This window comes from Pseudophaeobacter arcticus DSM 23566 (assembly GCF_000473205.1).
Taxonomy (GTDB): Bacteria; Pseudomonadota; Alphaproteobacteria; order Rhodobacterales; family Rhodobacteraceae; genus Pseudophaeobacter; species Pseudophaeobacter arcticus.
Window position 1 is genome coordinate 88,754 of the sequence record NZ_AXBF01000005.1, and the last position, 24,921, is coordinate 113,674.

Genomic DNA, 24,921 nt, shown 5'->3' on the forward strand with positions numbered 1-24,921 from the left:
GATCGCGTGAGGGCAAGCGCCAGACCGCAGCGCGGCGCCGGTCGGACCCGCCGCCGACATCGGGACATCGCCTCAGACGCAGGCCATGCCCGCATGGGGGAATGCCGGCCGCATTGCGATACGATCGGCCCCGCGCGCGGAGGGTCATGGGAGAGGATTGTCATGGCGATTTTTGATGAAATCCTGTATATATCCCGCGCGGGCCGAGGCTCTTGCAGCCCCCTGTGGCCAAGCGAGGAAAGATCTCGGAAGCGCAGGGCCCTCCGGCACGCCGCGCAGCGACATATCGCCAAAGCCGGACATCGCCGCGCCGCTTGGGCGGGCATAGCGCGCCGTCAAAACCGCACTGTTGCGCTGAGACGACAGCAGAAAGGCAGGAGCACATGAACGATCTGGCCCATACAAACGTCCCCGACAGTCGGGGCCTGAACGCATTTCGGACAGATCCGGCGTTTGCGGCGCTGTTGACCGTGTACCTGCCCAAGGCCCTGCATCCGGTTTTGGAACCACAACTTGACCGGATGGGCCAATTGGTGGGCGACAGATTGGAACAACTTGCCCTGACATCGGATAAAAATCCGCCACGGCTCTTGCTGCGCGACCGCACCGGAGAACCCTGCCAGCAGATCGAAAAACACCCCGCCTATGAGGAGCTTGAACGCGTTGCCTTTGGCGAATTCGGGCTGGCCGCCATGTCGCATCGGGGCGGGGTCTTTGATCAGGCGGACAAACTGCACCCCTTGGCGAAATATGCACTGGTTTATCTTTTTGTGCAGGCAGAGTTTGGGCTGTGCTGTCCGCTGAGCATGACCGACTCGTTGACGCGCACCCTATGTAAATTCGGCTCGAACGCGTTGATCGACCGCTATCTTGACCGGCTGACCAGCCAAGACATGAACGAGCTGTTCCAAGGGGCAATGTTCATGACCGAACAAGCCGCAGGGTCCGATGTTGGCGCGGTTGACACCATGGCCCGCCACGAGAACGGCACATGGAAACTCTATGGGGACAAATGGTTCTGCTCAAATCCGGATGCGGCGCTGGCGATGGTGCTGGCGCGGCCTGAAGGCGGCGGAGCGGGCACCCGCGGGCTGTCGCTTTTCCTGCTGCCCCGCCACCTTTCAGATGGCAGCCTGAACGCCTATCGGATCATACGGCTGAAGGATAAATTGGGCACCCGTTCAATGGCATCGGGGGAAATCACCCTTGAAGGGGCCGAAGCCTATCTGGTTGGCGAGGCCGGGCAGGGGTTCAAGCAGATGACCGACATGATCAACATGTCACGGCTTGCCAATGGTGTCCGCAGCGCCGGGCTGATGCGGCGCGCCACCTCGGAGGCGTTGTTCATCTCTCGCCACCGCACCGCGTTTGGCAAACGCTTGATCGACATGCCACTGATGCGCCGTCAGTTGGCGAAAATGCTTTTGCCGACGGAACAAGGGCGCAGCATGGTGTTCCACACCGCACGGGTTTTGGACGCGGCGGACCGGGGCGATGCCACGATGGCAAAGGTTTTGCGGATCCTGACACCCCTTGTGAAATTTCGGACCTGTCGGGATGCGCGCAAGGTTGCCGGAGATGCCATGGAGGTGCGCGGCGGGTGCGGCTACATCGAGGAATGGTCGGATGCCCGGGTGCTGCGCGATGCACATCTTGGATCGATCTGGGAAGGCACAAGCAATATCGTCGCACTCGATGTCGGACGCGCGGTGCGCCGTGAAGGCGCGTTGGAGGCTCTGACAGACTATCTGATTGCCTGCCTTTCAGAGGTCGAGGACGCGCTGACCTCTCCGATTGCGCAGGCGATTGAAGAGGTCAGCATTTTGATACAGGCCGCCGCAGGAGAGCATCAATCCGCGCAGGAAGCAGAAACACGCCGCGCGGCCAGCGCGCTTTATAACGTGACATCGGCTGTCTTTCTTGCGTGGGAAAGCGCCCGACTGACCGCAACAGATCCGGTTGCGGCCACGGATCGCGCGCTGCTGGCGCGTATGGTTTTGTCAGAACGCTTGACGACACGCGATCCGCTTGCCCCCGCCGAACCCGAACCGGCCTGGCTGCCCGACCTGTTGCTGCGCGCAGGTCGCGATGCAGTCGCCACACCACACTCCACAAAATGAGACATAACATGACCCTTGCCCACACCCTTGGCACATTCGCAACAGGCCCCATCACCCCCGACACGCGCATGACCCGCTTCGTGCATTGCTCTTTATATGACTGGGCCACGGTCGGCCTTGCAGGGCGCGATGAACCCGTGGCCCGCGCGGCACGCGCGATGGCGCTTCAAACCGCAGGGACCAAAAACAGTGCCACTGTATTTGGCTCCGGTCGTGCGTCACCCGCCGCCGCCGCACTTGCCAATGGCGCGGCCAGTCATGCGCTTGATTATGATGATACGCATTTCGGGTATCTCGGACATCCAAGCGTTGCGGTGGTCCCCGCAGCGCTTGCGCTGGCCGAGGCCAAAGCCGCCACAGGCGCGGATTTCATCGAAGCATTGACCGTTGGTCTGGAAACGGCCTGCCGGGTTGGTGCGTGGATGGGCCGACCGCATTACGAAGCAGGATTTCACCAGACCGGCACATCCGGCGCATTTGGTGCAACCGCAGCAGCGGGGCGGATACTTGGGTTGAACGCGGACCAGATGGCACAGGCCTTAAGCCTGACGGCCACACGTGCCGCTGGGTTGAAAAGTCAATTCGGCACAATGGGCAAACCGCTGCATGCAGGGTTTGCCGCCGAAGTCGGGGTGACCACCGCGCTGCTGGCGCAGATGGGTGCCACTTCGGCCCCCGATGCTCTTGAGGGTCCGCAAGGGTTTGGTCCCACCCATTCCGGCGCGGCGGAAATTTCTGCCCTGCACAACATCGGTCAGGAGTGGCTGTTTTCGGGAGTGTCCTATAAATTCCACGCCTGCTGTCATGGTCTTCATTCGATGTTGGAAGCCTTGCGCTCCATCGACCTCACGGACATCCCTGCAAGCGCGATCGACACCGTGTCGATCAACACACATCCGCGTTGGCTCAACGTGTGCAACCAACCCGCCCCCGAAACCGGCCTGCAGGCGAAGTTTAGTTATCGCCTGACCGCCGCAATGGTGCTCGGCGGGCTCGATACCGCTGCGCTGGACGTCTATAGCGCCGAAACCTGCGCACGCGGCGACATTTGCGCCCTCCGCGATCGGGTCACGGTAATCCCCGATGACACATTGTCGGACAGCGAAGCACAGGTCTGCATCACTGCCGGTGAAACGGTGCGCAGCGCACGCCATGATATTCTTACCACCAACGACCCCGACGCGATCAAACTTCGACTGCAAGACAAGTCGGAAACCTTGCTCGGTCGGGATCTCAGCGCTGCCCTGTGGGAAGACATCTGTTATATAGATAAACCTGACGGGCCTGCCGTGCTTGCGGCGCGCATTGGCACGACGACGCCAAACGGCTGACGGCTCTGCGTGGCGCAAAGAACCGTGAGGCACGGTTTGCTTCACATATTTGGTCGTGGCATGCTGGCCTTTCGGATATGGCCGATACCGCGACCACCATAGAGCAGGCGCCCCCGTTATTTACATAAGATAGATTATTGGCCTTATGTGGTTGATAAAGCGGGTTCCATTTTGGATTGCATCACTGGATAAATTTCTGATGCAGATCAGGAGGATGTGATGAGACGACCCTACCGCAAATTGAACTTAGATGAACGCAGAATCTTGGCGACAATGCTCCAAGCGAAAGCCACGAAGACGAAGATCGCAGAAACGCTTGGTCGAGATCGCTCAACGATCCACCGCGAGATCAAGCGCAACTGGTGGCACGACGAGGAAGTTCCGCAGGCTGATGGCTATTGGCATGTGACAGCGCAAACGCTCGCAGATCGGCGTTACCTGAAGCGCCGTAAATTGGAACGGCACGAGGATTTACGCAACGAAGTGATCGGCAAATTGAAGAACGGCTGGTCGCCCGAACAAATCGCAGGTCGGCTTAGAATCGAACCGTGTCCTCCTTACCGGATTTGCCACGAGACAATCTATCAGTACGTCTATTCTGAAAGCGGCCAGTCTCAGGAACTTGGCCGGTATCTGCCCGAGCGCCAGAGGAAGCGCAAACCACGCTACGCCCGCAAGGCCCGTGATCGTGTGTTCCCCTTGGAAATAAGCATTCACAACCGCCCCGACGAGATCAACAACCGTAGCCAGTTTGGCAACTGGGAAGGCGACTTGATGATCTTTGAACGCGCTCAAGGCAATGCCAACGTGGCGACTTTGATAGAACGTAAGACCCGCTACACGCTGCTGCTGCGCAACAACGACCGCAAGTCACGCCCTCTCATGAACAAGCTGATCAACGAGATGTCGCCCCTGCCCGCTGACGCCCGTCGCAGCATTACGTTCGACCGTGGGTTTGAGTTCACATCCTGGCGCGAACTGCACAAAGGCATGGGAACCAAATCTTGGTTCTGTGATCCACAGGCCCCGTGGCAGAAAGGATCAGTCGAGAATATGAACAAACGGATTCGCAGATACCTGCCACGAGACACTGCTCTGCTGGCGCTCCCAAGTCGATATATGAAGTCGATTTGCGACCGCCTGAACGCGACACCGCGCAAATGCCTCGGTTATCGAACCCCGGCCGAAGCGTTTCGAGATGAACTGATGAAACTGGAGCGGGGATGAAGTACCCTACCCACGCAAACCGATGCAATCAGAATGGAACTCACATAATGCCGCGTAGCTCCCCCTTCAACCATCATCATTTTTCAGGTGATATCATTCTCCGTGCTGCGTTAGCACTTGCGCTATTCGCTTTCCTGCCAAGATGTTGCCGATCTTCCGGTCGGGCGCGCATCGACTTATTACATGTGGATGAGACCTGCATACGCGTTGGCAGAAATGGCGCGGCGTGGGATCGATGCAAATGGTCCGTTGGTTGATTACCGTTTGACAGCACGGCGGGGTACTAACGCGGCTAAGGCCCTCCTGCGCAAAACTATTCTTCGTGTAGGGCTGCACCGACCCGCATCGATTTGCACGGACGGGACGCCAACTTACCGCAAGGGAATCCGGGACGAAAAGGGGGTAGATTCCGGTAGGGGGCAGGATCGTATCACAAGGCCCTGACACCCCCTTCTTTCCTCCATTTTGAACTCTGTGCCGCCTTTGTGGTGGCGATGATCGCGGTGCGTCCGTTTGGGAGCCGTGACGGTGGCAAGAAATAGGGCTGATTACTTCACAAGCTGGCCCCGGTTTGCCGCCGCCACCGGTATTCGCCAGTGAGCAGGATGTGTGCCCAGCCGAGCGGCGAGATATGCGCCAGTAAATTGGGCGCACAATTCAACCCGGCCCGCTGACGCGCGGCGACGGCCTGACCGAGATGCTTGGTGTTCCAGTAGATGATGATGGCAGCGAGCAGGTTGAGGCCGGCCATGCGGTAGTGCTGCCCCTCGGCGGTGCGATCACGGATTTCGCCCTGTCGCCCGATGCGCAGGGCGTTTTTCAGGGCGTGATGGGCCTCGCCCTTGTTCAAGCCGATCTGGGCCCGGCGCTGCATGTCGGCGTCGAGTAGCCACTCGATGATGAAGAGGGTGCGTTCGATGCGGCCGATTTCGCGGAGCGCCACGGCCAGCTCGTGCTGGCGCGGATAGGCGGCGAACTTTTTGAGCAACTGACTGGGCGGCAGGACGCCCGTCGCCATGGTGGCCACGGCACGCAGGACGCCAGGCCAGTTCTGGACGATGACGCCTTCGCGGATCTTGCTGCCGATCAAGCCGCGCAACTCGTTCGGCGCGGTGGCGGGATCGAAGAGATAGAGCCGCGTTGACGGCAGATCCCGGATGCGCGGAATGAACCGGTAGGACAGCAGCGCGGTCACGGCAAAGACCTGGTCTGTAAAGCCACCGGTGTCGGCATACTGCTCCGAGATCTTTTGTCCGGCCTCGTTCATCAGCAGCCCGTCCAGAATGTAGGGCGCCTCGCTCACGGTGGCCGGAATGTTCTGGGTGGCAAAGGGGCCGAACTGGTCGGAGACATGGGTATAGGCCTTGAGGCCTGGCTCGGAGCCGTATTTCGCGTTGATGAGGTTCATGGCTTCGCCCTGCCGGGCGGCGGGGAAGAATTGCCCGTCACTGGACGCGGTGACGCCCCCGCCCCAGAATTGGGCCATGGGCAGCCGGGCCTGTGCCTCAATTACCAAGGCGAGGGCCTGGTTGATGGCATCGCTCTCCATATGCCATCGCGACAAGCGGGAGAGTTGGAAGTAGTCATGTGTGCTGGTCGCTTCGGCCATCTTGCTGAGCCCAAGATTCAAACCTTCAGCCAACAGCACGGTCAGCATCCCGATCTGGTCTTTGCAGGGCGCGCCGGTCTGCAGATGTGTGAAGGCTTCCGTGAAGCCAATATCTGCATCGACCTCCTGCAGCAGTTCGGTGATCCGTATGGTCGGCAACCGGTCGTAGAGATCGAGCACCAGCTCGTCCGCCTCTTGCGGCACCGCCGCACTCAGGCGGTCAGTTTTCAAGACGCCATTCTCGATCGACCCGCCCGGGATCGCCCCTGCGCGAGCCGCCTTGGCCAGTCGCGCCAGCCCGTCGGTCATGCGCGCCTTGCGATCGGCAAGCCAGGTTTCCGGGTCGAGCGGCACCGTCAGCCTTGGCGCGCCCTCTACCGCCTCCGCAGGAACCAGGGCCTGCTTCAGATCAGCGTAGCGCCGGGAATGGAGGAGCCAGATGTCACCCGACCGGAACGCCTCCCGCAAATGAAACAGCACCGCAACCTCCCAGAGCCGATGGCCGTCACCGGCGGCAGCGTTCAGATGGCGGTGCCATTTCGAGCCGCGCCGCAGAAAGCCAACTGGGCGGGTTTCGGGCTTTTCATCGTCTGCGATCAGCGCGGTCGCCTGCAGCAAGGGAGCTGCGATACCCGCCGCCTCGATATCGAGAACGCGCAGCATGCGCGGGGCATAGCGCCGGAACCGAAGATAACCTTGGCCAACATGGGTCAATGGGTCTGCGGCCATCGTGTGCGTCAACTCGGCGGCGGTGGCGACCAGCCCTTCGAGCCGACCCCACCCGCAAGCCAGCTCTGTCGCCTGATCCAAGGAAGACCCATCGCTTCTGGCGTCCAGCAGGGCCGACCCGAGAGATTTGAAGGCGCGCAGGGTGTCCTGCACCGCCGCCTTTGCGTCGGCGATTTTGGCGTCGCACAGCCTCTTCGCGCCCTGCCAGGTCTTGCCGACGATCCGGTCATGGGTCTCGACCACCGCGTCGGAAATCGCGGCACACCACTCGACGGCGCAAACCGCGAGAATGGCCAGGCGGCGGTCGCTGCTGATGTCACGCAGACCATCGGCAAAGTAGCGTTCGCCCTGACGCCGCAGGCCGGTCACCCGATGGGGTGGAATGCCCGCGAGGATATCTAGCGAGATGTTCAGATCCCGCAGAACCTCCAGCCGATCGAGGAGGCGGCCAACATCGGCCGAGTTCTGACCAACCTCGAATTGGCGCAGCCAGACGAACCGGCTGACCGTGCCATCGACCATCTCCGTGAGCAGGGTGTCCAGGCGGGCCTTTCTATCCTCATCCAGCCGGTTCACGATGGCGCTTTCGATCCGGCGTTCCGCCGCCACGAGTGCATCCGCGCAGAGGCGCTCGATCACGGACACACCCGGCAAGATCGTCTGGGTCCGGCGACACTCTTCGACAAACCGGCGGGCCAGATCATGGTTGGAGGTTGCCACCTCCGCCTCGCCTGCCAGCCAGGCCTTCAGTTCCCGCGCGCGATGCCCGGAGAACATCTTGAAGCCATAGAGCTGGCGCAAGTCGACCAAATGCCTGCGCCGCGTTACGTCGGTCTCGGCGTATCGGCAAAGCTCATCCATCTCTTCGCCAAGCTGTGCTGCGATGAAGCTGCTGATGGCCTCTGGAATGACCTCACCCGACGCCAACAGTCGGCCAGGATATCGGAAAGCACAAAGCTGAAGGGCGAAGCCGAGGCGATTGCGTGCATGGCGACGGGTTCGAATGAATTCGAGGTCATCGTCCGCCAGTGTGTAGTGGTAGAGGATGGTGGCTTCGTCTGTCGGCAGATCGAACAGCGCCGCGCGCTGGCGCGCGGTCAGGATAGAGCGTCTTGGCATACGAGTTTGTCCTTGTTAGTCATTAGTCTGTTCAGGACAATTCCCGCACCAGCAAAACCAACGACTTGCAAGGCCCGATTCAAAGGGGGTTCAAATGGGACAGCGCGCCGCTATCTATGCCCGGGTTTCCACGTTCGACCAGTCCTGCGAGCGGCAGGTCACGGAGCTCACCGCGTTCGCCGAGCGCGGCGGGTATGACGTGGTGGGAGTGTTCAAGGAAAAAGCCTCTGGCGCGTCCGACAATCGCGTTGCGCGCAACCGGGTACTCGACCTGGCGCAGGCACGACAAATCGACGCCATCCTGGTCAGCGAACTTTCTCGGTGGGGGCGGTCCACTCAGGACCTGCTGGATACCCTGAACAGGCTCGCCGGCTGGAAAGTCTCCGTTGTAGCCATGAGCGGCATGACCTTCGAAGTAGAGACGCCACATGGTCGAATGATGGCCACCATGCTGGCCGGGATTGCTCAGTTTGAACGCGATCTGCTCAGCGAAAGGGTGAAATCCGGGCTCGCCGCCGCAAGGGCGCGAGGAAAGAAGCTCGGTCGCCAGCCAGGACAACGCCCAAAATCCGACAAGCTCGCGCCAAAGGTCATTCAAGCCGTGGAAGACGGTCGATCATACCGATGGATCGCCCGCGACCTTGGGATCAGCAAAAATACTGTGCTCGATATTATGAAGCGGCAGCGACAGAGTTCCTTGTGATACGATCCTGCCCCCTACCGGAATCCACCCCGACAATGCGCATCAGGAGGCGCAGGTGTTCGGACACCGCTCATGACGATTGCCCAAGGCATACTAGTGGTCGTAGGCCTGCTGTCCGGTCTGGTTTTGATTGGTGCGCTCCTTTGGTCGATCGTCCGCCCGTCCAAGCGCATCTGGCCTCCAAACAGAGAGCATTCAGTCATACCAATCATTGCATGGGGCCTCACATTGGCCGTGTTTGGGGCGGTGATCGGTTTGGGCATCGTGGATTGGAAATCCGCTTCTATGCCCAACGCGCTCCGTTGGGCAGTCGGGCCGTTCTTGATCGCAATCGGAAATCTGATCGCCTGGTGGGGGGCATTCATCATTGGACTGAAAGCCACCAGTGGGGTGAGAGACGAGCTGATCACTTCGGGTCTCTACCGTTTCTCTCGGAATCCGCAGTATCTTGCCGACATGGCCATCCTAATAGGTTTGGGTCTTCTCTTCGCCTCACCTTGGGTTTGGCCTGTCGTCATCGTTGGAGTTGCCGCGCTGGCCCTTGCCCCGCTCGCAGAAGAGCCATGGCTGTGCGAACAATACGGCACCAAGTATCGCAACTATTGCGCTGAAACACGTAGATATCTCTAGTCTCGCCGCCTCACGAGAACGTCATCAATTTTCGGTTGAAGCTCTAGCAGCTAGAGGTCGTATCCGTTCATCAACAAAAGGGCGAGGCAAAGTATATTACTGATTCAAAGAAAACACGGTGCCAGTTCGTCTCGACAACTATGATCGGACTTCTGGGAACACCTTCCCTTCTCCGTGCTCAGGAGCAGGAGCCCTCGGCGGTACGCAGAAATATTTCTGTCCTTCAGTGCGGATCCCTGGCAAGACCACTTCGATAACCTTCAGCACGGTGCAATTATGTGCGACATTGACTCGCGTGCAGTCCAGTACTGGTCGGAAGACGAAAGTGTTTACAAACTCTACCCTTCAAGTGTCCCCGCCTCGGAAGAGCTGACCCGCCGAGGATATACAGAGGTTATAAGGAAGGTGGAGAGGCCCAGTTGGCGGCCCACTCCATCAATGAAAGAGCGCAACCCCGAATGGCCTGACTATTGGCCGCCGGGTCCTGACAACCCGCTTGGAACCCACGTGCTTTATTTGTCGTGGCTGTATTACCGGGTGCACGGGACCGGGGACACACGCAAGATCGGGCGCCAGTCATCAAACGGTTGTGTCGCGTAGCCTTTAATTGGGCTCTGCCTCAATCTGTGTGGCGGAACGGTAGCATTCTCGCCCGCAACAATTCTGGACCGGCTCGGCCGTACATGGCGCGCTTGAGGGTTTTCAGGCGGTTGATCTGACCTTCCGCCTGGCCGTTGTTACAGGGCATCTCGATCGCCTTTTTGACCACATTGAAGTCCCGGTTCAAGGTGCGGGCGAAGCGCACAATGGGCGTCAGGCCGGTTTCGATGGCGTCGTCGATCCATGCAGGGAGCGGACCCGCTTGGCGGCCACGCATGATACCGTTGAAACGCATGGCGAGGCTGCGCATCGTTGTGAAGGCGGGAGAACCGGCTTTGAGCGTGTCGACTTTCCGCGCCTGATCCGAGGTGAGCTTTCCGCTGGGTTTGATGCACAGCGCGGCCGCAATGACCGGAGAGATCGCATGCCCCGTTTCCGGGCCCCGGACCGGCTCCAGGATCTGGTGCTCCACGGCGGGGCCCTTCGTTTGCTTTTCGGCTCTGCGCCCGCCCGCCAGCAGCCGCTTTTAATGCGACTGACTCCCCTCGTAACCACGCTCTTGGATCATACGGTACAGGGCGCTGCCTGTTCGAATGCCGTCCTTCCAGCTTTGGCTCAGGAATTCTTCAAAGTACCACGGCGAAGTCGGTTTCAAAGCGGCCTGTTTGCGGTCCGGTGGCGTCTCGAACTGCAGCCATTTCGCGATGCTGCGGCGCGGGAACCCTGTTCGTCGCCCGATCTCGCTACAGTTAAGCCCCTGATTTCGGAGCGCATGGATGGTGGTGAAAATCTCTTCCCGAGATGTCCTGTGCGCAAGGCGTGACTTCAGAAGGCTGCCGGCTGCGGTGATATTGTCGGCGTCGGCCAGCAGCGCTCTGCCGGTCTCAGGGCCGTGGAGGTTCATTTGCTCCTCAATGGCCTGCCGCAGGTTTTGCACGATATGGAACCGATCAGCGACCTGCTTCGCCTGCGGTGCCCCTTGCCGTGCAGTCTAGGCGTAGAGACCACACCGATCTCTGCTAATCACTTTCACCTCGGGGTGTCGCTTGAGCCAGTTGGTGCAGGTGACGACATCTCGATCCTCAAGAATGTCGATCACCACGCGACGCTCCAGATCCACAATGATCGTGCCGTAGGTTTGCGACTTCCGCCAGCTCCAGTCGTCAATCCCGATGACCGTCGGCGGCTTGGCGGTGCCCTGAGCACGCTTTTTCAACTGCCTGAGCACCGTGTAATCGCTGACCCCAAGGCCCAAACGGTGCAAGAGCCGTTCGGCAGGCCGTCCGCCGGTTGCATGCCCAAGATGACTGACAATCTCCCCGACACGCGAAGTGCTACGTGCAAACGGATGCGCAATCGAGGTGAGTTGGTCTGCGAAAGTCCGGCGTGGGCAAGCGGGTGCCAAACATCGCCAACGGCAAATCGCGAGATCAACCGTTACCTCCTCTCCATGGGCGGGATAATCCTGCAACCGCCGACGCCGCCAGCCGTGACGTCGGCGTGAATGCAATCCACAGTCTGGGCAGATGCCGCTTGGTGTCAGACTGCCCGATACGATCCACCCGCCGAAATCACTTCGCTCAACGCATTGAACCGAAACTTCGGCCCCGGGCGACCAGTGCTTCTTCGAGCTCACAACCATCCCTCCTGAATTTTCCTGTTTCAGGATAGTTGCGCCACACAAAGTGAGGCAGAGCCCAATTAAGGGCTACGCGACGCCAGCGCATCGGCGGGCAGATTGGGGTTGCGCGCCTTGCCGTCAGGCTGGTCAGAGACCGCCTCTGCCCGAGCCTGAGCCATTTCTGCCTCTGTGCGATGACGGATAAAGACAGGTTTTCCGCGCCAGTTGACGGTCAATTGCGTTCCAGGCGCGAGATCGGAAATGTCGACAGTGATCTGTGCCAAGGCGCGGACATCGGCGGAAGGGTTCATCTGGTTCACCAGTGGCCAGAGCGCGGCCCCTGCGGCCACGACCCCCGCCCCGGCCGTTGCGTAATACAGGAAATCCCTGCGCGCGGTATCCTCTGACGCTTCCATCACGGGACATGTGTCCATGTCTCCCGCGCGGGAAGGTCAACACGCGAGATGTAACGTTTTGTCAGTGCACCTCTCTACGGATCAACAAACAAGCCGTGTCGGCGCGTCAATGGTGCGGGGCTGCGCCTTTTGCCATCATGAGGTGGTGCTCCTGGTGATGCGCCCCGATGGTCATCAGGCCAAAGAAACCAAGTCCCTGAATCTGAGCGGCATCGCCATCGACACTGAGCGCCACGCCATCTTCGAGTTCCTCCGTGACAACGTCCCAGCCGGTTTCAGCCGCAAGAAAGGGCGCATGGGCGGGCACCATGGCGCGGATGGCTTCGAGAACACGGGGGGTGCCCCGAATCTCGAACCGGGCCCCTTCCGGCCGCAGGGTGCGGGTGACCACGGCCTCTTGGGTCAGAAGGTCCATATCGACCAGATGGCGGCGCAATCCGTCGATATCGACCCGCTCCCAATCTGTCTCGGGATCGGCCTGCAGGATCGCAACGATCTCCGCCAGGGCGGCAAAGGCCGATTGCCCGGTTTCCTGCGGTCCACCCATGTCATGGCCAGTCGCGGAATGGGCGTGCTGAGCGGCCACGGGTGCGGCCATCACTATGGCAAGGACGAAGGGAATGAGACGCATGGACGGATCCTTCAATGGGGTGATGTCATGTTTACGCTAGCAGGGGCGGATGCATCGCAATATGATTTCAATCATATGTTGCCAGGCCCCTATGATCTTATCCCGAGCTCAGCCCTGCGCCCACTCTCCGGCGCGGTTGGCGATGTGGTGTTTCATCAAGGTGGATCCACCCATGGTCTCTATGTCGTGCAAACCGGACGCGTGCATCTCGAGCGGGTCGGCCCAGATGGCGAGCGGTTCATCATTCACCGTGCCCAAGCCGGAACAAGCTTTGCCGAAGCTTCGGTGTTTTCAGAGGTCTATCATTGCGATGCGGTCTGTGTTGAGGCCGGAGCGCTGATCCGGATCGACAAGGCTGCCGTCTTGGCCGCCTTTGCCGACCCGGCATTTGCCCGCGCCTATGGCCGTCAGGCCGCTCAACAGATACAGGCGCAGCGACAGATGCTCGAGATCGTCGGAATTCGGCTTGCAGAAGACCGGGTGATGGCGGGTCTGGTCGCGGGCCTGCTCGAAGGCTCCGTGGTCGAGTTCGCCGCCCGGTTACAGCTGAGCCATGAGGCGACCTACAGGGCGCTGCGAAAGCTTGTGCAGGACGGGCGGGTCAAAAACCCCGCCCGCGGGATTTATCACCTGCGCCCATGACCCGATCAGCTGTGGCTCGCGAAGACCGAGGTCACCCCGTCGGAGCCGACAAGCAAGGTATCAAAAGTGTCACCAGCCCCGGGACCGCCCATGCCGGGCGAACTCATCGGCATGCCGGGAACCGTCAACCCGCGCGCCACCGGTTGTTCTGCCAGCAGCCGCGTGATGTCCGCGGCAGGCACGTGGCCCTCGATAAAATAGTCACTTATGATCGCCGTGTGACATCCAGCAAGTTCCGGAGCGATTTGTAGCCGGTCTTTGAACGCATAAAGCGCATCCTGATCGACATCCTGCGCCTCGACCGTGAAGCCCGCTTGCCGGACATGATCGACCCAGGCGGTACAGCACCCGCAGGTGGGGGTTTTCAGGACTTTAATGACCGGTTCTGTGTTGGCCAGTGCTCGCAGGGGGAGTGTGGCAGCCGCTCCGGCCAGCAAAAATGTGCGTCTTTTCATCATGTGTTCCTTTTTGAAGTATCCGAGACCGTAGAACTGTGTGTTTGAGAGTCCAGAGGCTGTTCCTGCTCTGTCGGCGAGAGGGCGGGTGCATCCAGGGCGTGCCCGCTTGCCGGCCCGCGAAGGGGCTGGATCAACATCTTGTCGACCCAGAGGTCGCGCGTCGTGCGAAACTGCTCGATGCCGATCGTCATTCCCTCGTGGCCCTTCGCGGGCTGGGCAACGTAAGTACCCATGAGGCGGTCCCACCACGGCAGGTTGAAGCCGTAGTTTGAGTTGGTTTCGCGCGGATCGACAGAATGATGCACGCGGTGCATGTCGGGTGTGACGACGATCCATCTGAGCCACCGGTCGACTGGTCTCGGCAGGTTGATGTTGGCATGGTTGAAGAGTGCCGTGGCGTTGAGGATGATCTCGAACAACAAAACCGCGACGGCGGGCGGACCAAGCGCTGCGACCAAGCTTAGCTTGATCGCCATCGAGATAAGGATCTCAATCGGGTGAAAGCGCAATCCCGTTGTGGCGTCGAACTCGAGGTCCGCGTGGTGCATCCGGTGCAGACGCCACAACGTAGGGACGGCATGGAACATGACGTGTTGCAAATAGATGGCCAGATCGAGAAGCAGCATGGACAGGACAACGGCCAACCAATACGGCGCGCCGATAGTGTTGAATAAACCCCAACCCCGCTCCTCGCCCATGACCGCCAGACCAACGGCCAGGATTGGGAAAGACAACCGCAGGATCGCCGTATCGATCACGACAAGAGCCAGATTGTTCGACCAACGGATGACACGCGGAATGTCACGCCGCCGACGCGGGGCGGCGAGTTCCCAAAGCGCCATGGCGGCCAGCACACTCAAAAACGCCGTCAGACGAATCTCCGGCTCTGCGGCAAGTATCGTGTCCATCACAGTCTATGGCCCTTCTGTGTTAGGGCTTGGGTGCGGATGCGCATCTCGCACATCAGTCTTTTCTTGCGCAGCCTTTGCAGCCGCTATCTGGACTATATCAACATCCAGCGCGTGGCGCTCGTCGAGACACGCGGTTTCGAGCTGCAGCGTGACCATGTGAAACCCATACTGTTCCGTCAGCCGCCGATAGGCCCTGTTCAGCAAGTCCGCGGCCTCGGCGGGTGACTGATGGCGGATATGGGCGGAAAACGCATGTTTGCCGCTGGTCAGCGTCCAGGCATGCACATGGTGAACATCCAGAACCCCGTCCTGGCCGTTCAGGTCCGCCGTCACAGCATCGAGATCCGTTCCCTCGGGCGTGCCCTCCATGAGAATGTAGACCGCTTCCTTGATTACGCCCACAGAGGCCCAGAGGAGAACCACTCCGAACGCCATGCCGAGGATCGGGTCAATTGCCAGAAAGCCGGTGAACTCGATCACGAGAGCGGTGACGATGATCAGGAGGCTGCCGACAAAGGTCTGGATGATGTGCCAGAGCGCGCCACGGGCATTCAGATCGTCTTTGCTCGATTGCCACATCAGCGCCAGAGAGACCACTTCCGTGACCAGGCCCCCGAAGGCGACCCAAAGCATGGGGCCTGTGGCCAGGTGGATCGGATTTCCGAGCCGCATCGCGCCCATCCAGATCACGAGAATCGCCATGCCGAGAAGAAACCCGCCATTCACCAGCGCGCCGATGATCTCGGCGCGGTACCAGCCGAAACTGCGCGCCGAATCCGCTGGACGGCGCGCAATCCGCTGCGCGGTGATGGCCACGAGAACGCCGCCAACCGCCGACAGGGTGTGAAACGCATCCGACAGGACGGCAATCGAGCCAGTCCAGAGCCCGACGGCCAGTTCAATCACGAAGTAGACGCCGGTGAGCCAGGCCGAAATCACAAGGGCCTTGCCGGAGGTGGGCATGTGCCCGGCGTGAGAATGATTGGCCATATCAGCTCTACTCCCGTTGCGCGCCGGTCTTTCGCGTCGCGGCGAAGAGAACCGACAGGCCGGTAAAGCCACCTAGCGCAAGCGCGGTCCATGTGGCGGTGCGGGCATCTCCGTTCATCGCCTGGCTGCCCATGTGAGCGAGCAAAAAACTCGCTGGAATAATCCCGGCCAACGTGGCCAGCGCGAACCTCCAAAGATGCAGCTTGCTCAGACCTGCGGCGTAGCTGATCATATCGAAGGACAGAAACGGCAGTAGGCGACTGCCGAAGACTAGGAAGGTCAGAGTGTTCTGCGACCCAAACAGGCCCGCGTTTATCTTCTGACCGAGATGACGCTCAACGAAGGGACGACCCAGGCCGCGGGCCAGACCAAAGGCGGCAAGCGCACCGAGTTCCGCGCCAAGAACGACAAAGAGTGTCCCGAACGTGTGTCCATAAGCCGCTCCGGCGGCGAGTGCGATCGGCGCGGAGGGCAGGGGGCTTGCGACAATAGCGATTGTCATAAGCGCCACGATAACAATTGGTCCGGCAAGACCTGCCGCCTCGATCCAGCGGTCAATTTCCGCACGATCCGGCAGGCGAATGTCGACGCCAAGGACGTCGGGGAAGGCCAATGCGACGACTCCCATCAAGATCACCGCAAGAAGAAGAATGCGCATCATCATGGTTCAAAACACGGCATAGAGCAGAACGAAGAATGCCGCTGCCAAAAGGTCAAAGGCCACGCAGAATGGAATATACCAGTTCGGAATCCGGGCGAGACGATAAGAATTGTGGTGTGACATGTCCCAAAGGGCGTGCAGGGCCAAGCCCAAGGGGAGGAAGGCCCAATGCCATATCAGCCCCAGGAAGGCTGCCGAGCCGAACAAAAGGGCCACGGCGAGCTCTGCCCAGAACACGCGCGCTCTGCCGTCCGCGGCGCCAAAGCCGATATAGGCACCGCCAATCAAAGCAAGCGTGATCGAAGCAAGAGCTATCGAGCTCTTTTCATCCAAAAACAAGTGAGCCGGCATTGAGAGCAAGACAATCAACACGCCAACCCATACGGGAAATTTCAAGATATCCCCGTGTCGATGGTGCGATAAGTGATCGCCTGTCTTTTTGAAAATCTGTGCCATGGCTTGGTACCTAGGGATTCCAGCAACTGGAAGGTCAAGGGTTATTCATCCACGCGCGCAACGCGGCGCTCACTCAACCGTTCCACGGGGAGGTCAAAGGACCGATATCAGGACGCATTTGACGCTGACGCCCGGTTCATGTCCGACGCGCGTGGCGATTTTCAGTCATCTTTCGCCTTCTGCCAGACTTGCTGGCAGGCTGAGTAAAGAAACGTCGCTGACCAGGTCAGCAACATGAAGCCCAAAAGCGATTGCAGCATCAGCAACAGTCGAAAGGGCCCGACCACCTCTATGGACGAATAGCCAAGGGTCGAGAACGAGATGCCCGTAACATAGAGAACATCCTGAAACATCGGCGGGTTGTTGCTGAACGATTGCGGCAGAACGCTTGCCACCACCATCGTGTTGAACACGGCGAGCGTCACAAGTTCCAATACGTGCAGCAACAGCAACGCGGAAAACGTCAGGATGATCCGAAAGCCGGAGCCATCCGACCGCTGCGGGGAAAACTTCAGAATGCCCGACAACGCATAATGATGGACAATTCCCATCAGGATCGCCGCGCATATTCCGACAAACATGGCCATCAACTCGGTCATACCCCCAAACCCGTCTTCCTATTCAAACAGGTCAATCTGACCATACATCAGGCTTTTTAGCACAACTGGACCGATTGATTCTTCACAGGTCAGGCCAACGCGGGGGGCAACCCGTTCAGGGCGACATCCACCGGAACGGTCGGCAAGTTCGATGCGATCCAGCCAGGCCCTTCGCCTGATCCCAACATCCCTTCCGAGATATCGGCGTAGCCCGAATAACCAGCTTGTCTTAACGCTCGAAGCAGCGATGCGGAGCGTCCGCCAGTGGCGCAGATCAGTCCAACGGTGCGATCACCGCTCAGTTCCTTCGCCCTGAACAATCGGTCCGGAAAACCGGACGCGTGCATGCTTATCGGCCATACACCAGCACCTACGCCGGTTTCTTGCCACTCTTCGCGCGTTCTGACATCGATGATCCGCGCCGTATCCGATAGAAGCGCGTCAAAGGCATTCTCTGCCGACCAGACAGATCGGCTCTGCGCCAGCAGCGGTGACGCCGTGACGGTCAGCACCGTCATATGAGCACCCATAACGAAACGGCGCCGGTTCAAATCAAGAGCCATATTCGAAAACCTCATCCTTTGATCGGTTGCGATCCCAAAGGTCACATAACATGCCGGCGACGCTACCCGGGAGCACGACACGGTGCAGGCACAGATTTGTATCCATCTGTAGCAAGGGAATGACCTGATACAAATGGCTACAATTCTGCCCATGAAACACGATGCAACGATGATTTAGGAAAGACACCATGGGACCGCCACCTCATATCCTTATCGTGGATGACCACGCACAGATACGTGAAAGCGTCGCGCGCTTTCTGGAGAAGAACGGAATGCGCACGACCGTCGCCAGGGATGCCGTGGAGATGGATGCCAAGCTGGCCACCGGTCACTTCGACCTCCTCGTGCTCGATGTCATGATGCCGGGCGAGGACGGCTTGTCGGTCTGCCGCAGACTTGCGCCAGAGGGTGATCTTCCGATCATCATGCTGACGGCGCTTGGTGAGGAAACGGATCGGATCGTGGGGCTGGAAATCGGTGCGGACGATTATCTCGCCAAGCCGTTCAATCCACGAGAACTGCTGGCCCGCATCAAGTCGGTACTCCGGCGAAGCAACCGCGATGAACCCGTGGCCGGAACCCTGGCTGGGAGGAAGGTTTGTTTTGCGCATTGGGTACTGGATACCGACCGACAGGTACTGATTGACGAGGCCGCAACCGAAACGCCTTTGACGACTTCTGAGTTCAAATTACTGGCGGTCCTGCTGGAACGCGCGAGGATGGTGCTCAGTCGTGACCAGTTGCTTGACCTGACCGCTGGTCGGACCGCTGGCCCGATGGACCGCACCATCGACAATCAAATCAGCCGTCTCCGCCGCAAGATCGAGCCGGATGTATTGCGACCGAGTGTCATCAAGACTGTGCGGAATGGCGGATACTGTTTGGCTGCCGACGTCGAGGATGCGACATGATGTGGCGTGCGATGAGCTCTCTCAGCGGACAATTGATCCTGCTTGTGGTCGCGGCGCTTGTCGTGGCCCAAGCAATCAGCCTGTTCCTCTTCGCTGACGAGCGCAGCCTCGCCATCCGTGCTGCTTTGGGGTTCGAGGCTGCTGGACGCGCAGCGAATGTGGCGCGGTTGATCGAAGAGGCCCCGTTGGACCTGCAGGACTCCATCCTTCGCGCAGCAAATTCACCACTTATCCGGTTTGATCTGTCAGACGCTCCGAGTGTGGAACACACCAGTCATTCGCATGGCGACCTTGTTGAAGGGCGTATCCGTGCGCTAATGGACGATAGCTACAGCCGCGATATTCGCGTTGAACTGCACGAGATCGAGGGCGAATTGAGGCCCTTGCCCAATCTTTCTGACGAAATGACGGAAATGCATCTCGCGATGATGCGCGGAGAGTTGACAGCGGTTGAAATGAACCTGTCGATCGCGATCAAGGGGGCGCGTTGGCTAAATGTCGGAACGCGGTTCGAGCGTCCGCCGATCCAATGGCCATTCTACTCGATGCTGACCTTCGGGATTTCCGCCGGACTGCTTTTGGTGGCGATTTTCTGGTTTGTCATGACGCGCCTGACGCGTCCTTTGCGGCACCTATCGAAGGCCGCGGACCATCTTGGCCGGGGCGAGGACGTGCCTGAATTGACCGTCGCGGGGCCGACCGAGGTCAGGGATCTGACCGTTGCCTTCAACCGCATGCAACGACGGCTGACCCGGTTCGTCAGTGATCGGACACGTATGCTCGCAGCCCTTGGCCACGATTTACGCTCGCCGTTGACTGCTATGCGTGTCCGCGCGGAGCTGGTTGACGAAGAAGAGACGCGGGACAGCCTCATCGCATCGGTCGAAGAGATGCAGAGTATGGTCGAAGCGACGCTCACCTTTGCACGCGGCCTTACCGGATCCGAGGGTGCTGAAGTGGTCGATCTGCGCAATTTTCTGGACAGCTTGTGCAGCGATATGGCGGCACACTGCACCTTTGCCCCGAGTGATGATGTTGCCGTGCGGCTTCGACCCAACGCGTTCCGAAGGGCACTGAGGAACTTGCTTGAGAACGCCGTTCGCTACGGTGGTGCCGCAAAAGTCAGCTGGGCGACCCACGGTTCGAACCTCGTACTCAACATCGATGACAATGGGCCCGGCATTCCCGTCGACCAGTTGGAAAAGGTCTTCGATCCCTTCTATCGCCTCGAGCAATCGAGGTCTCTGGAAACGGGCGGTTATGGGCTTGGGCTCTCAATCGCGAGGACAATCGTCCAATCCCATGGTGGCGATATCCAGCTGGTCAACCATAACAGCGCGGGTTTGCGGGCCATTGTCACCATCCCACTGGATGAAAGCGAACTAATCGAAGGAGAAACAGATGAAACTGAAAACGCTCATTCCAACGTTGCTGGCCAGCTTGCCCGCCAGCATGGCGCGAGCTGATGGTCCAGGCTCCTGGACAGGTCACATGTGGGGCGGAGGCTATGGCTTTATGGGCGGCTTCATGATGCTCGCCTTCTGGGGCGCCGTGATCGCATTGATCGTGTTTCTGGTACTCAGGCTGCGGGACAATGGCACCCGTCCCCCGGACTCGGACGCGCAGGAAGCGCTCCGGCGCCGCTTTGCGAATGGGGAAATCGACGAAGAAGAGTTTCGCCGACTGAAAGCAACGCTCGACGAATAGTCCACATTGCGGATTTGAACTCCGTACCACGCGACGCCACCAACCTTAGATAGGAAAGAACGCCATGGTCCCGGAAATCGGTCACTTCGCACTGGCCCTCGCGCTGGCCCTCGCACTTGTTCAAAGTGTTCTGCCGATTGCGGGGGCGTCACGCGGAAATACCGTCTGGATGAAATCCGCCCAGGCGACAGCCCTTGGTCAGGTGCTGTTTGTGAGCATTGCCTTCGCAGCGCTGATGCAGGCTTTCATCGTCAGCGATTTCACCGTCAGGAACGTCGTCGAGAATTCCCATTCGCTAAAGCCGATGCTTTACAAGGTTGCGGGAACCTGGGGCAGCCATGAAGGATCGCTTCTGCTCTGGATTTTGATCCTTGCGGTATTCGGCGCGGGGGTTGCCTGGTTCGGATCGAATATCCCGGCCGAAACCAAGGCGCGCACCCTGTCGGTTCAGGCGTGGATCAGTGTCGGCTTCCTGACGTTTCTGCTGCTGACGTCGAACCCGTTCGATCGGGTGTTCCCGCCGCCGCTCGATGGCAATGACCTGAACCCGTTGCTTCAGGACATGGGTCTCGCCATGCACCCGCCGCTCTTGTATTTCGGGTATGTCGGTTTCTCCATCGTGTTTTCCTTTGCCGTTGCGGCTCTTCTGGAAGGGCGCGTCGATCCAGCCTGGGCCAGATGGGTCCGCCCGTGGACATTGGCCGCGTGGGTCAGCCTTACGGCAGGTATCGCTCTTGGATCGTGGTGGGCCTATTATGAACTGGGCTGGGGCGGCTGGTGGTTCTGGGATCCGGTCGAGAATGTAAGCTTCATGCCCTGGCTTCTGGGCACGGCGCTGCTGCATTCCGCCATCGTCACCGAAAAGCGCGACGCGTTCAAAAGCTGGACCATCCTGCTTGCCATCCTGCTTGCCATCCTGACTTTCTCGCTTTCACTGCTCGGGACGTTCATCGTCCGATCCGGCCTGCTGACATCCGTGCATGCCTTCGCCGTCGATCCGGAGCGCGGGCTTTACATTCTGGGTCTGCTGGCCGTGTCCATCGGTGGGTCGCTGGCGCTCTACGCCTGGCGGGCGCCCGAAATGGAGCCGGGTGGTCTGTTTCGCCCGATCAGCCGCGAAGCCGGGCTGCTCGTGAACAACCTCATTCTGGCCGCCGCTACGGGAACGGTCCTGTTCGGGACGCTTTATCCGCTGATCCTAGAGGCTGTCACGGGGGACAAGATCTCGGTGGGTCCACCTTTCTTCAACGCGGCCTTCATTCCGATGATGCTGGCGCTGGTCGTGTTCATGGGTCTTGGTCCATTCCTGTCATGGAAGCGGGCTGATATCGCCGGTTTGCTCGATCGCATTCGGTTCGTGGCCGTGCTGGCGGTCATCGCAGCCTCGGCCGCGTGGTATCTTCTGAATGGCGGGCCGATCATGGCCTATCTTGCCATCCTCGGCGCAGCGTGGCTGCTTTTTGCGACCCTACGGGAATGGGCGCTACGCATCCGTCTGTTCGAGGTTTCCCTTGCGGAGAGCGCGAGACGCGCGCGCAACTTGCCACGCGCCTCTCACGGTATGACGCTTGCCCATGCCGGCGTCGCTGTGTTGATGATGGGGATGATCGGCTCGACCGGATGGAAGAGTGAGGAGATCGTCTTTGCCGCCCCCGGGACCGAAGTCACGATCGCCGGGTTCGACATCACCTTCGAAGGGGCCGCAAAGGTTCAAGGGCCGAACTACATCGCGGATCGCGGCACCCTTGTGGTGCGTCGGGATGGCGAATTGGTCACGACACTTTTCCCGGAACGCCGGTATTACCCGGTCGCGGAAAGTCAGACGACGGAGTCGGCCATCCGGTCCACATTGGCGGGTGATCTCTATACGTCGATTGCAACGCCAGCCTCCGATCAAGTGAACAACGCCGGAGCCTGGACCCTGCGGATCCTCTATGAACCGCTCGTCAACCTGATCTGGATCGGCTCGATCTTGCTGGTGATCGGTGGCTGTTTGTCCTTGTCGGATCGCCGTTTGAGGGTCGGGGCGCCGCGCCGCGCCAAACAGCCAGCCAGCGATGCTGTTCCTGCCGAGTAGGAGAGAAAATGAAACGTCTCATTGCCGGGCTGCCGTTTATTGCGGCGGTCATATTCGGGGGGTTTTTTCTCTGGGGGCTCAATCCCGAGCGGGATCCCAACGAGATCCCTTCCGTCCTGATCTCGCAACCCGCCCCGGCGTTCGACCTCGATCCCGTGCCAGGGTTGGAGACACCCGGCCTGGCCCGAAGCGATCTTGTCGGCAACGAACGACCGGTCGTGGTCAATGTCTTTGCGTCCTGGTGCGTGCCCTGCCGCGCGGAGCATGCCGTGTTGACACGCTTTGTCGAACGCGAGGGAATGCGGTTGTTCGGCATCAACTACAAAGACAAACCAGAGGATGCCGTGAAGTGGCTCAAAGACCTCGGCAATCCCTACGAGCGGATCGGGTCCGACCTGTCGGGCCGCACCGGGATCGAATGGGGCCTGTCGGGCGTGCCGGAAACCTTCATCGTCGATGGCGATGGCACCGTTTTGTTTCGCTATGTCGGGCCGGTCGTGGGTCCGGACGCCGTCGAACGGTTCACGCAAGCCCTGAAGCAGGCAGGCGCACTGCCAAATGGAGCAGCATCATGAGACAGTTGATTTTCGCATTTTGCATCGGGCTCTTTCCCTTTGCCGCCAATGCGGTGGAACCGGACGAAATGCTGACCGACCCGGTATTGGAACAGCGTGCGCGGGGGATTTCCAAGGATCTGCGATGCGTCGTCTGTCAAAATCAGGACATCGACAGCTCGAACGCGGGTGTGGCGCGGGACTTGCGTCTGCTCGTACGCGAGCGCTTGGTCGCCGGAGACAGTGACACCGAGGTGATCGAATATATTCGGGCGCGGTACGGGGATTACGTGCTGCTCAAACCGCCTCTGGAGCCTGCGACCTACGCGCTTTGGTTTGCGCCGATCGCTTTCGTTCTGGTCGGGGTTTTCGTTGGTGGTGGGGTACTGATGAGTCGGCGAAAGCAAGAGCCATTTGAAGATTTGGGCTCAGAGGATGAGAACACCGTTTCCGAAATTCTCAGACAAAACGAAGCGGGGGATGCGCCATGATCTGGGGTATTTTCGGTTTTTTGACGCTGCTCGCGATCGGAATAGTCCTCTACCCGCTGCTGCTGTCCAAATCGAACACTCTCACCAGAGGAGATGCGGTACCGGCCATCCTCGCCGATCAGATGCAGGAAATCGAACGAGACATGGACCGCGGTTTGATTTCTGAACAAGAAGCTCAAGCAGCCAGACTCGAGATCAAGAAACGGATCCTCGCGACGACCCGCAATTCGGAAGAAAAAGCCGGATCGTCCCGTAGTGGTGGCAGAGTCACTCTCGTTGTCGCGTCGGTCCTCGCGCCGGTTATTGCCGCGGGCTACTATCTGACAATGGGATCGCCGGAGGTGCCTTCAATGGCCTTCGCTGCCCGTGCAGAGGAGCGCGCACAGACTGATGAAGTGACGGCGCTTGCAATACAACTTCGCGAAAGGCTTGTATCCGATCCGACCGGCGGCCCCAGCGAAGGGTGGATGCTGTTAGGCCAGACCTATCAGCGCATGGGCAGAGCAGCCGATGCCGTCGCAGCCTTCGAAGTGGTCGCCGAACGGGAGGATGCCACCTCCGCGACATTCTCCATGCTGGCAGAGGCCGTCGCGGTTGCCAATGACGGCGTTGTTATTCCACGGGCAAAATTGGCCATTGATCGCGCTTTGGACCTTGACCCATCCAATCCTGCGGCAACCTACTTCGAGTCTCTGTATTATCTCCAGAAAGAAGAGACGCGTAGGGCCTACGAGTTGCTGGTTTCCCGGCTGGATCAGGAAGAGGCTTACGTTCCATGGATGGAAACCTACGCTTTGCAGATCAACCGGATCGCCGCCGCCGCAGATCTTCCGATCGTCGATCTACCCAGCGCGCCGACATCCCCACCCGGCCCGAGTGCGGCAGATGTCGCGGCGGCATCGGAGATGAGTGGCGCGGATCGCGCGGAGTTCATCCGCTCGATGGTCTCGCGCCTGGCCGAGCGACTTGAGGATGAACCGGTGGATCTGGATGGTTGGATGCGGCTGGCAAACGCCTACGCCGTCCTTCAGGAAGAGGATCGCGCCATTGAGGCCTACCGTAAGGTTGAAGCGCTGTTGGAGCAGCAGCCCGCCAATGATCCTCGGCGTGCTGCGGTCCGTGACGCGCTCGAGCGGCTCGGCGGCTGACTGCTGGTCGGTGTCCC

23 protein-coding genes and 3 pseudogenes are annotated in these 24,921 nt (G+C 59.8%); 15 read left to right on the plus strand and 11 right to left on the minus strand.

Going from position 1 to position 24,921, the window contains the following annotated elements; all coding sequences use genetic code 11:
- The first annotated feature begins 383 nt into the window (after nucleotides 1-383).
- The 4 genes from ARCT_RS25120 to ARCT_RS28890 all read left to right on the plus strand — a co-directional run bounded on the left by ARCT_RS25120 (nucleotide 384) and on the right by ARCT_RS28890 (nucleotide 5,122).
- Nucleotides 384-2,120, plus strand: coding sequence for an acyl-CoA dehydrogenase family protein (locus ARCT_RS25120; protein ID WP_036783941.1), 1,737 nt, complete (start codon nucleotides 384-386; stop codon nucleotides 2,118-2,120).
- An 8-nt stretch (nucleotides 2,121-2,128) separates the two neighbouring features.
- Nucleotides 2,129-3,451 carry an MmgE/PrpD family protein gene (locus ARCT_RS0101745; protein WP_027238572.1) on the plus strand — a complete coding sequence of 441 codons (1,323 nt, stop codon included), beginning with the start codon at nucleotides 2,129-2,131 and terminating at the stop codon, nucleotides 3,449-3,451.
- Between the two features lie 219 nt (nucleotides 3,452-3,670).
- Entirely contained in the window at nucleotides 3,671-4,678 is a 1,008-nt protein-coding gene (locus tag ARCT_RS0101750) for an IS30 family transposase (RefSeq protein WP_027238573.1), read from the plus strand.
- A gap of 216 nt (nucleotides 4,679-4,894) precedes the next feature.
- Nucleotides 4,895-5,122 (plus strand): DDE-type integrase/transposase/recombinase, encoded by a 228-nt coding sequence (locus tag ARCT_RS28890; protein WP_407691456.1) that lies wholly within the window; start codon nucleotides 4,895-4,897, stop codon nucleotides 5,120-5,122.
- A gap of 109 nt (nucleotides 5,123-5,231) precedes the next feature.
- Here ARCT_RS28890 and ARCT_RS0101755 read toward each other — a convergent pair whose 3' ends face one another.
- Nucleotides 5,232-8,135 (minus strand): Tn3 family transposase, encoded by a 2,904-nt coding sequence (locus tag ARCT_RS0101755; RefSeq protein WP_027238574.1) that lies wholly within the window; start codon nucleotides 8,133-8,135, stop codon nucleotides 5,232-5,234.
- Between the two features lie 94 nt (nucleotides 8,136-8,229).
- Here ARCT_RS0101755 and ARCT_RS0101760 point away from each other — a divergent pair, with 94 nt between their 5' ends.
- The 3 genes and pseudogenes from ARCT_RS0101760 to ARCT_RS27370 form a co-directional block, all read left to right on the plus strand.
- Nucleotides 8,230-8,838, plus strand: coding sequence for a recombinase family protein (locus tag ARCT_RS0101760; RefSeq protein ID WP_027238575.1), 609 nt, complete (start codon nucleotides 8,230-8,232; stop codon nucleotides 8,836-8,838).
- A 72-nt stretch (nucleotides 8,839-8,910) separates the two neighbouring features.
- Entirely contained in the window at nucleotides 8,911-9,468 is a 558-nt protein-coding gene (locus tag ARCT_RS0101765; protein ID WP_009807988.1) for a methyltransferase family protein, read from the plus strand.
- A gap of 140 nt (nucleotides 9,469-9,608) precedes the next feature.
- Nucleotides 9,609-10,062: pseudogene (locus ARCT_RS27370) on the plus strand (L,D-transpeptidase); the annotation flags it as partial.
- 25 nt (nucleotides 10,063-10,087) lie between these two features.
- Here ARCT_RS27370 and ARCT_RS27375 read toward each other — a convergent pair.
- The 3 genes and pseudogenes from ARCT_RS27375 to ARCT_RS0101780 all read right to left on the minus strand — a co-directional run bounded on the left by ARCT_RS27375 (nucleotide 10,088) and on the right by ARCT_RS0101780 (nucleotide 12,736).
- A pseudogene (locus ARCT_RS27375) lies at nucleotides 10,088-11,704 on the minus strand (ISL3 family transposase).
- A 77-nt stretch (nucleotides 11,705-11,781) separates the two neighbouring features.
- A pseudogene (petA, locus tag ARCT_RS25130) lies at nucleotides 11,782-12,105 on the minus strand (ubiquinol-cytochrome c reductase iron-sulfur subunit); the annotation flags it as partial.
- Between the two features lie 106 nt (nucleotides 12,106-12,211).
- Nucleotides 12,212-12,736 carry a hypothetical protein gene (locus ARCT_RS0101780; RefSeq protein ID WP_009807993.1) on the minus strand — a complete coding sequence of 175 codons (525 nt, stop codon included), beginning with the start codon at nucleotides 12,734-12,736 and terminating at the stop codon, nucleotides 12,212-12,214.
- 27 nt (nucleotides 12,737-12,763) lie between these two features.
- Here ARCT_RS0101780 and ARCT_RS0101785 point away from each other — a divergent pair, with 27 nt between their 5' ends.
- On the plus strand, nucleotides 12,764-13,378 hold the full coding sequence (locus ARCT_RS0101785; protein ID WP_009807994.1) for a Crp/Fnr family transcriptional regulator: 615 nt from the start codon (nucleotides 12,764-12,766) through the stop codon (nucleotides 13,376-13,378).
- 5 nt (nucleotides 13,379-13,383) lie between these two features.
- Here the strand turns inward: ARCT_RS0101785 and ARCT_RS0101790 are convergent, their stop codons facing one another.
- The 7 genes from ARCT_RS0101790 to ARCT_RS0101820 all read right to left on the minus strand — a co-directional run bounded on the left by ARCT_RS0101790 (nucleotide 13,384) and on the right by ARCT_RS0101820 (nucleotide 17,971).
- Nucleotides 13,384-13,836, minus strand: a complete 453-nt coding sequence (locus ARCT_RS0101790; protein ID WP_009807995.1) for a DUF411 domain-containing protein — start codon at nucleotides 13,834-13,836, stop codon at nucleotides 13,384-13,386.
- Nucleotides 13,833-14,744, minus strand: coding sequence for a sterol desaturase family protein (locus ARCT_RS0101795; RefSeq protein WP_009807996.1), 912 nt, complete (start codon nucleotides 14,742-14,744; stop codon nucleotides 13,833-13,835). Before ARCT_RS0101795 ends, ARCT_RS0101790 begins: the two co-directional genes overlap by 4 nt.
- Before the next feature lie 6 nt (nucleotides 14,745-14,750).
- Nucleotides 14,751-15,710 (minus strand): cation diffusion facilitator family transporter, encoded by a 960-nt coding sequence (locus ARCT_RS0101800; protein WP_452596440.1) that lies wholly within the window; start codon nucleotides 15,708-15,710, stop codon nucleotides 14,751-14,753.
- 34 nt (nucleotides 15,711-15,744) lie between these two features.
- On the minus strand, nucleotides 15,745-16,401 hold the full coding sequence (locus ARCT_RS0101805) for a TVP38/TMEM64 family protein (RefSeq protein WP_009807998.1): 657 nt from the start codon (nucleotides 16,399-16,401) through the stop codon (nucleotides 15,745-15,747).
- A 3-nt stretch (nucleotides 16,402-16,404) separates the two neighbouring features.
- Entirely contained in the window at nucleotides 16,405-16,854 is a 450-nt protein-coding gene (locus ARCT_RS0101810) for a DUF6010 family protein (RefSeq protein WP_009807999.1), read from the minus strand.
- Between the two features lie 161 nt (nucleotides 16,855-17,015).
- On the minus strand, nucleotides 17,016-17,453 hold the full coding sequence (locus tag ARCT_RS0101815; RefSeq protein ID WP_009808000.1) for an ion channel: 438 nt from the start codon (nucleotides 17,451-17,453) through the stop codon (nucleotides 17,016-17,018).
- A gap of 89 nt (nucleotides 17,454-17,542) precedes the next feature.
- Nucleotides 17,543-17,971: a rhodanese-like domain-containing protein gene (locus ARCT_RS0101820; RefSeq protein ID WP_240476200.1), complete on the minus strand. Its 429-nt coding sequence runs from the start codon at nucleotides 17,969-17,971 to the stop codon at nucleotides 17,543-17,545.
- A gap of 233 nt (nucleotides 17,972-18,204) precedes the next feature.
- On the opposite strand from ARCT_RS0101820, the gene ARCT_RS0101825 reads away from it, so the two are divergent.
- The 7 genes from ARCT_RS0101825 to ccmI all read left to right on the plus strand — a co-directional run bounded on the left by ARCT_RS0101825 (nucleotide 18,205) and on the right by ccmI (nucleotide 24,904).
- The gene (locus ARCT_RS0101825; protein WP_009808002.1) at nucleotides 18,205-18,927 is read left to right on the plus strand and encodes a response regulator; all 723 of its coding nucleotides are present in this window, start codon (nucleotides 18,205-18,207) and stop codon (nucleotides 18,925-18,927) included.
- Nucleotides 18,927-20,393, plus strand: coding sequence for an ATP-binding protein (locus tag ARCT_RS0101830; RefSeq protein WP_009808003.1), 1,467 nt, complete (start codon nucleotides 18,927-18,929; stop codon nucleotides 20,391-20,393). The genes ARCT_RS0101825 and ARCT_RS0101830 overlap by 1 nt, the downstream gene beginning before the upstream one ends.
- The gene (locus tag ARCT_RS28555) at nucleotides 20,329-20,634 is read left to right on the plus strand and encodes an SHOCT domain-containing protein (protein ID WP_240476201.1); all 306 of its coding nucleotides are present in this window, start codon (nucleotides 20,329-20,331) and stop codon (nucleotides 20,632-20,634) included. Before ARCT_RS0101830 ends, ARCT_RS28555 begins: the two co-directional genes overlap by 65 nt.
- Before the next feature lie 64 nt (nucleotides 20,635-20,698).
- Nucleotides 20,699-22,711, plus strand: a complete 2,013-nt coding sequence (locus ARCT_RS0101840; protein ID WP_027238579.1) for a heme lyase CcmF/NrfE family subunit — start codon at nucleotides 20,699-20,701, stop codon at nucleotides 22,709-22,711.
- A gap of 8 nt (nucleotides 22,712-22,719) precedes the next feature.
- On the plus strand, nucleotides 22,720-23,286 hold the full coding sequence (locus ARCT_RS0101845; RefSeq protein WP_009808006.1) for a DsbE family thiol:disulfide interchange protein: 567 nt from the start codon (nucleotides 22,720-22,722) through the stop codon (nucleotides 23,284-23,286).
- Nucleotides 23,283-23,756 carry a cytochrome c-type biogenesis protein gene (locus ARCT_RS0101850; RefSeq protein ID WP_009808007.1) on the plus strand — a complete coding sequence of 158 codons (474 nt, stop codon included), beginning with the start codon at nucleotides 23,283-23,285 and terminating at the stop codon, nucleotides 23,754-23,756. The genes ARCT_RS0101845 and ARCT_RS0101850 overlap by 4 nt, the downstream gene beginning before the upstream one ends.
- Nucleotides 23,753-24,904, plus strand: coding sequence for a c-type cytochrome biogenesis protein CcmI (gene ccmI / locus ARCT_RS0101855; RefSeq protein ID WP_009808008.1), 1,152 nt, complete (start codon nucleotides 23,753-23,755; stop codon nucleotides 24,902-24,904). The genes ARCT_RS0101850 and ccmI overlap by 4 nt, the downstream gene beginning before the upstream one ends.
- Nucleotides 24,905-24,921 lie beyond the last annotated feature (17 nt).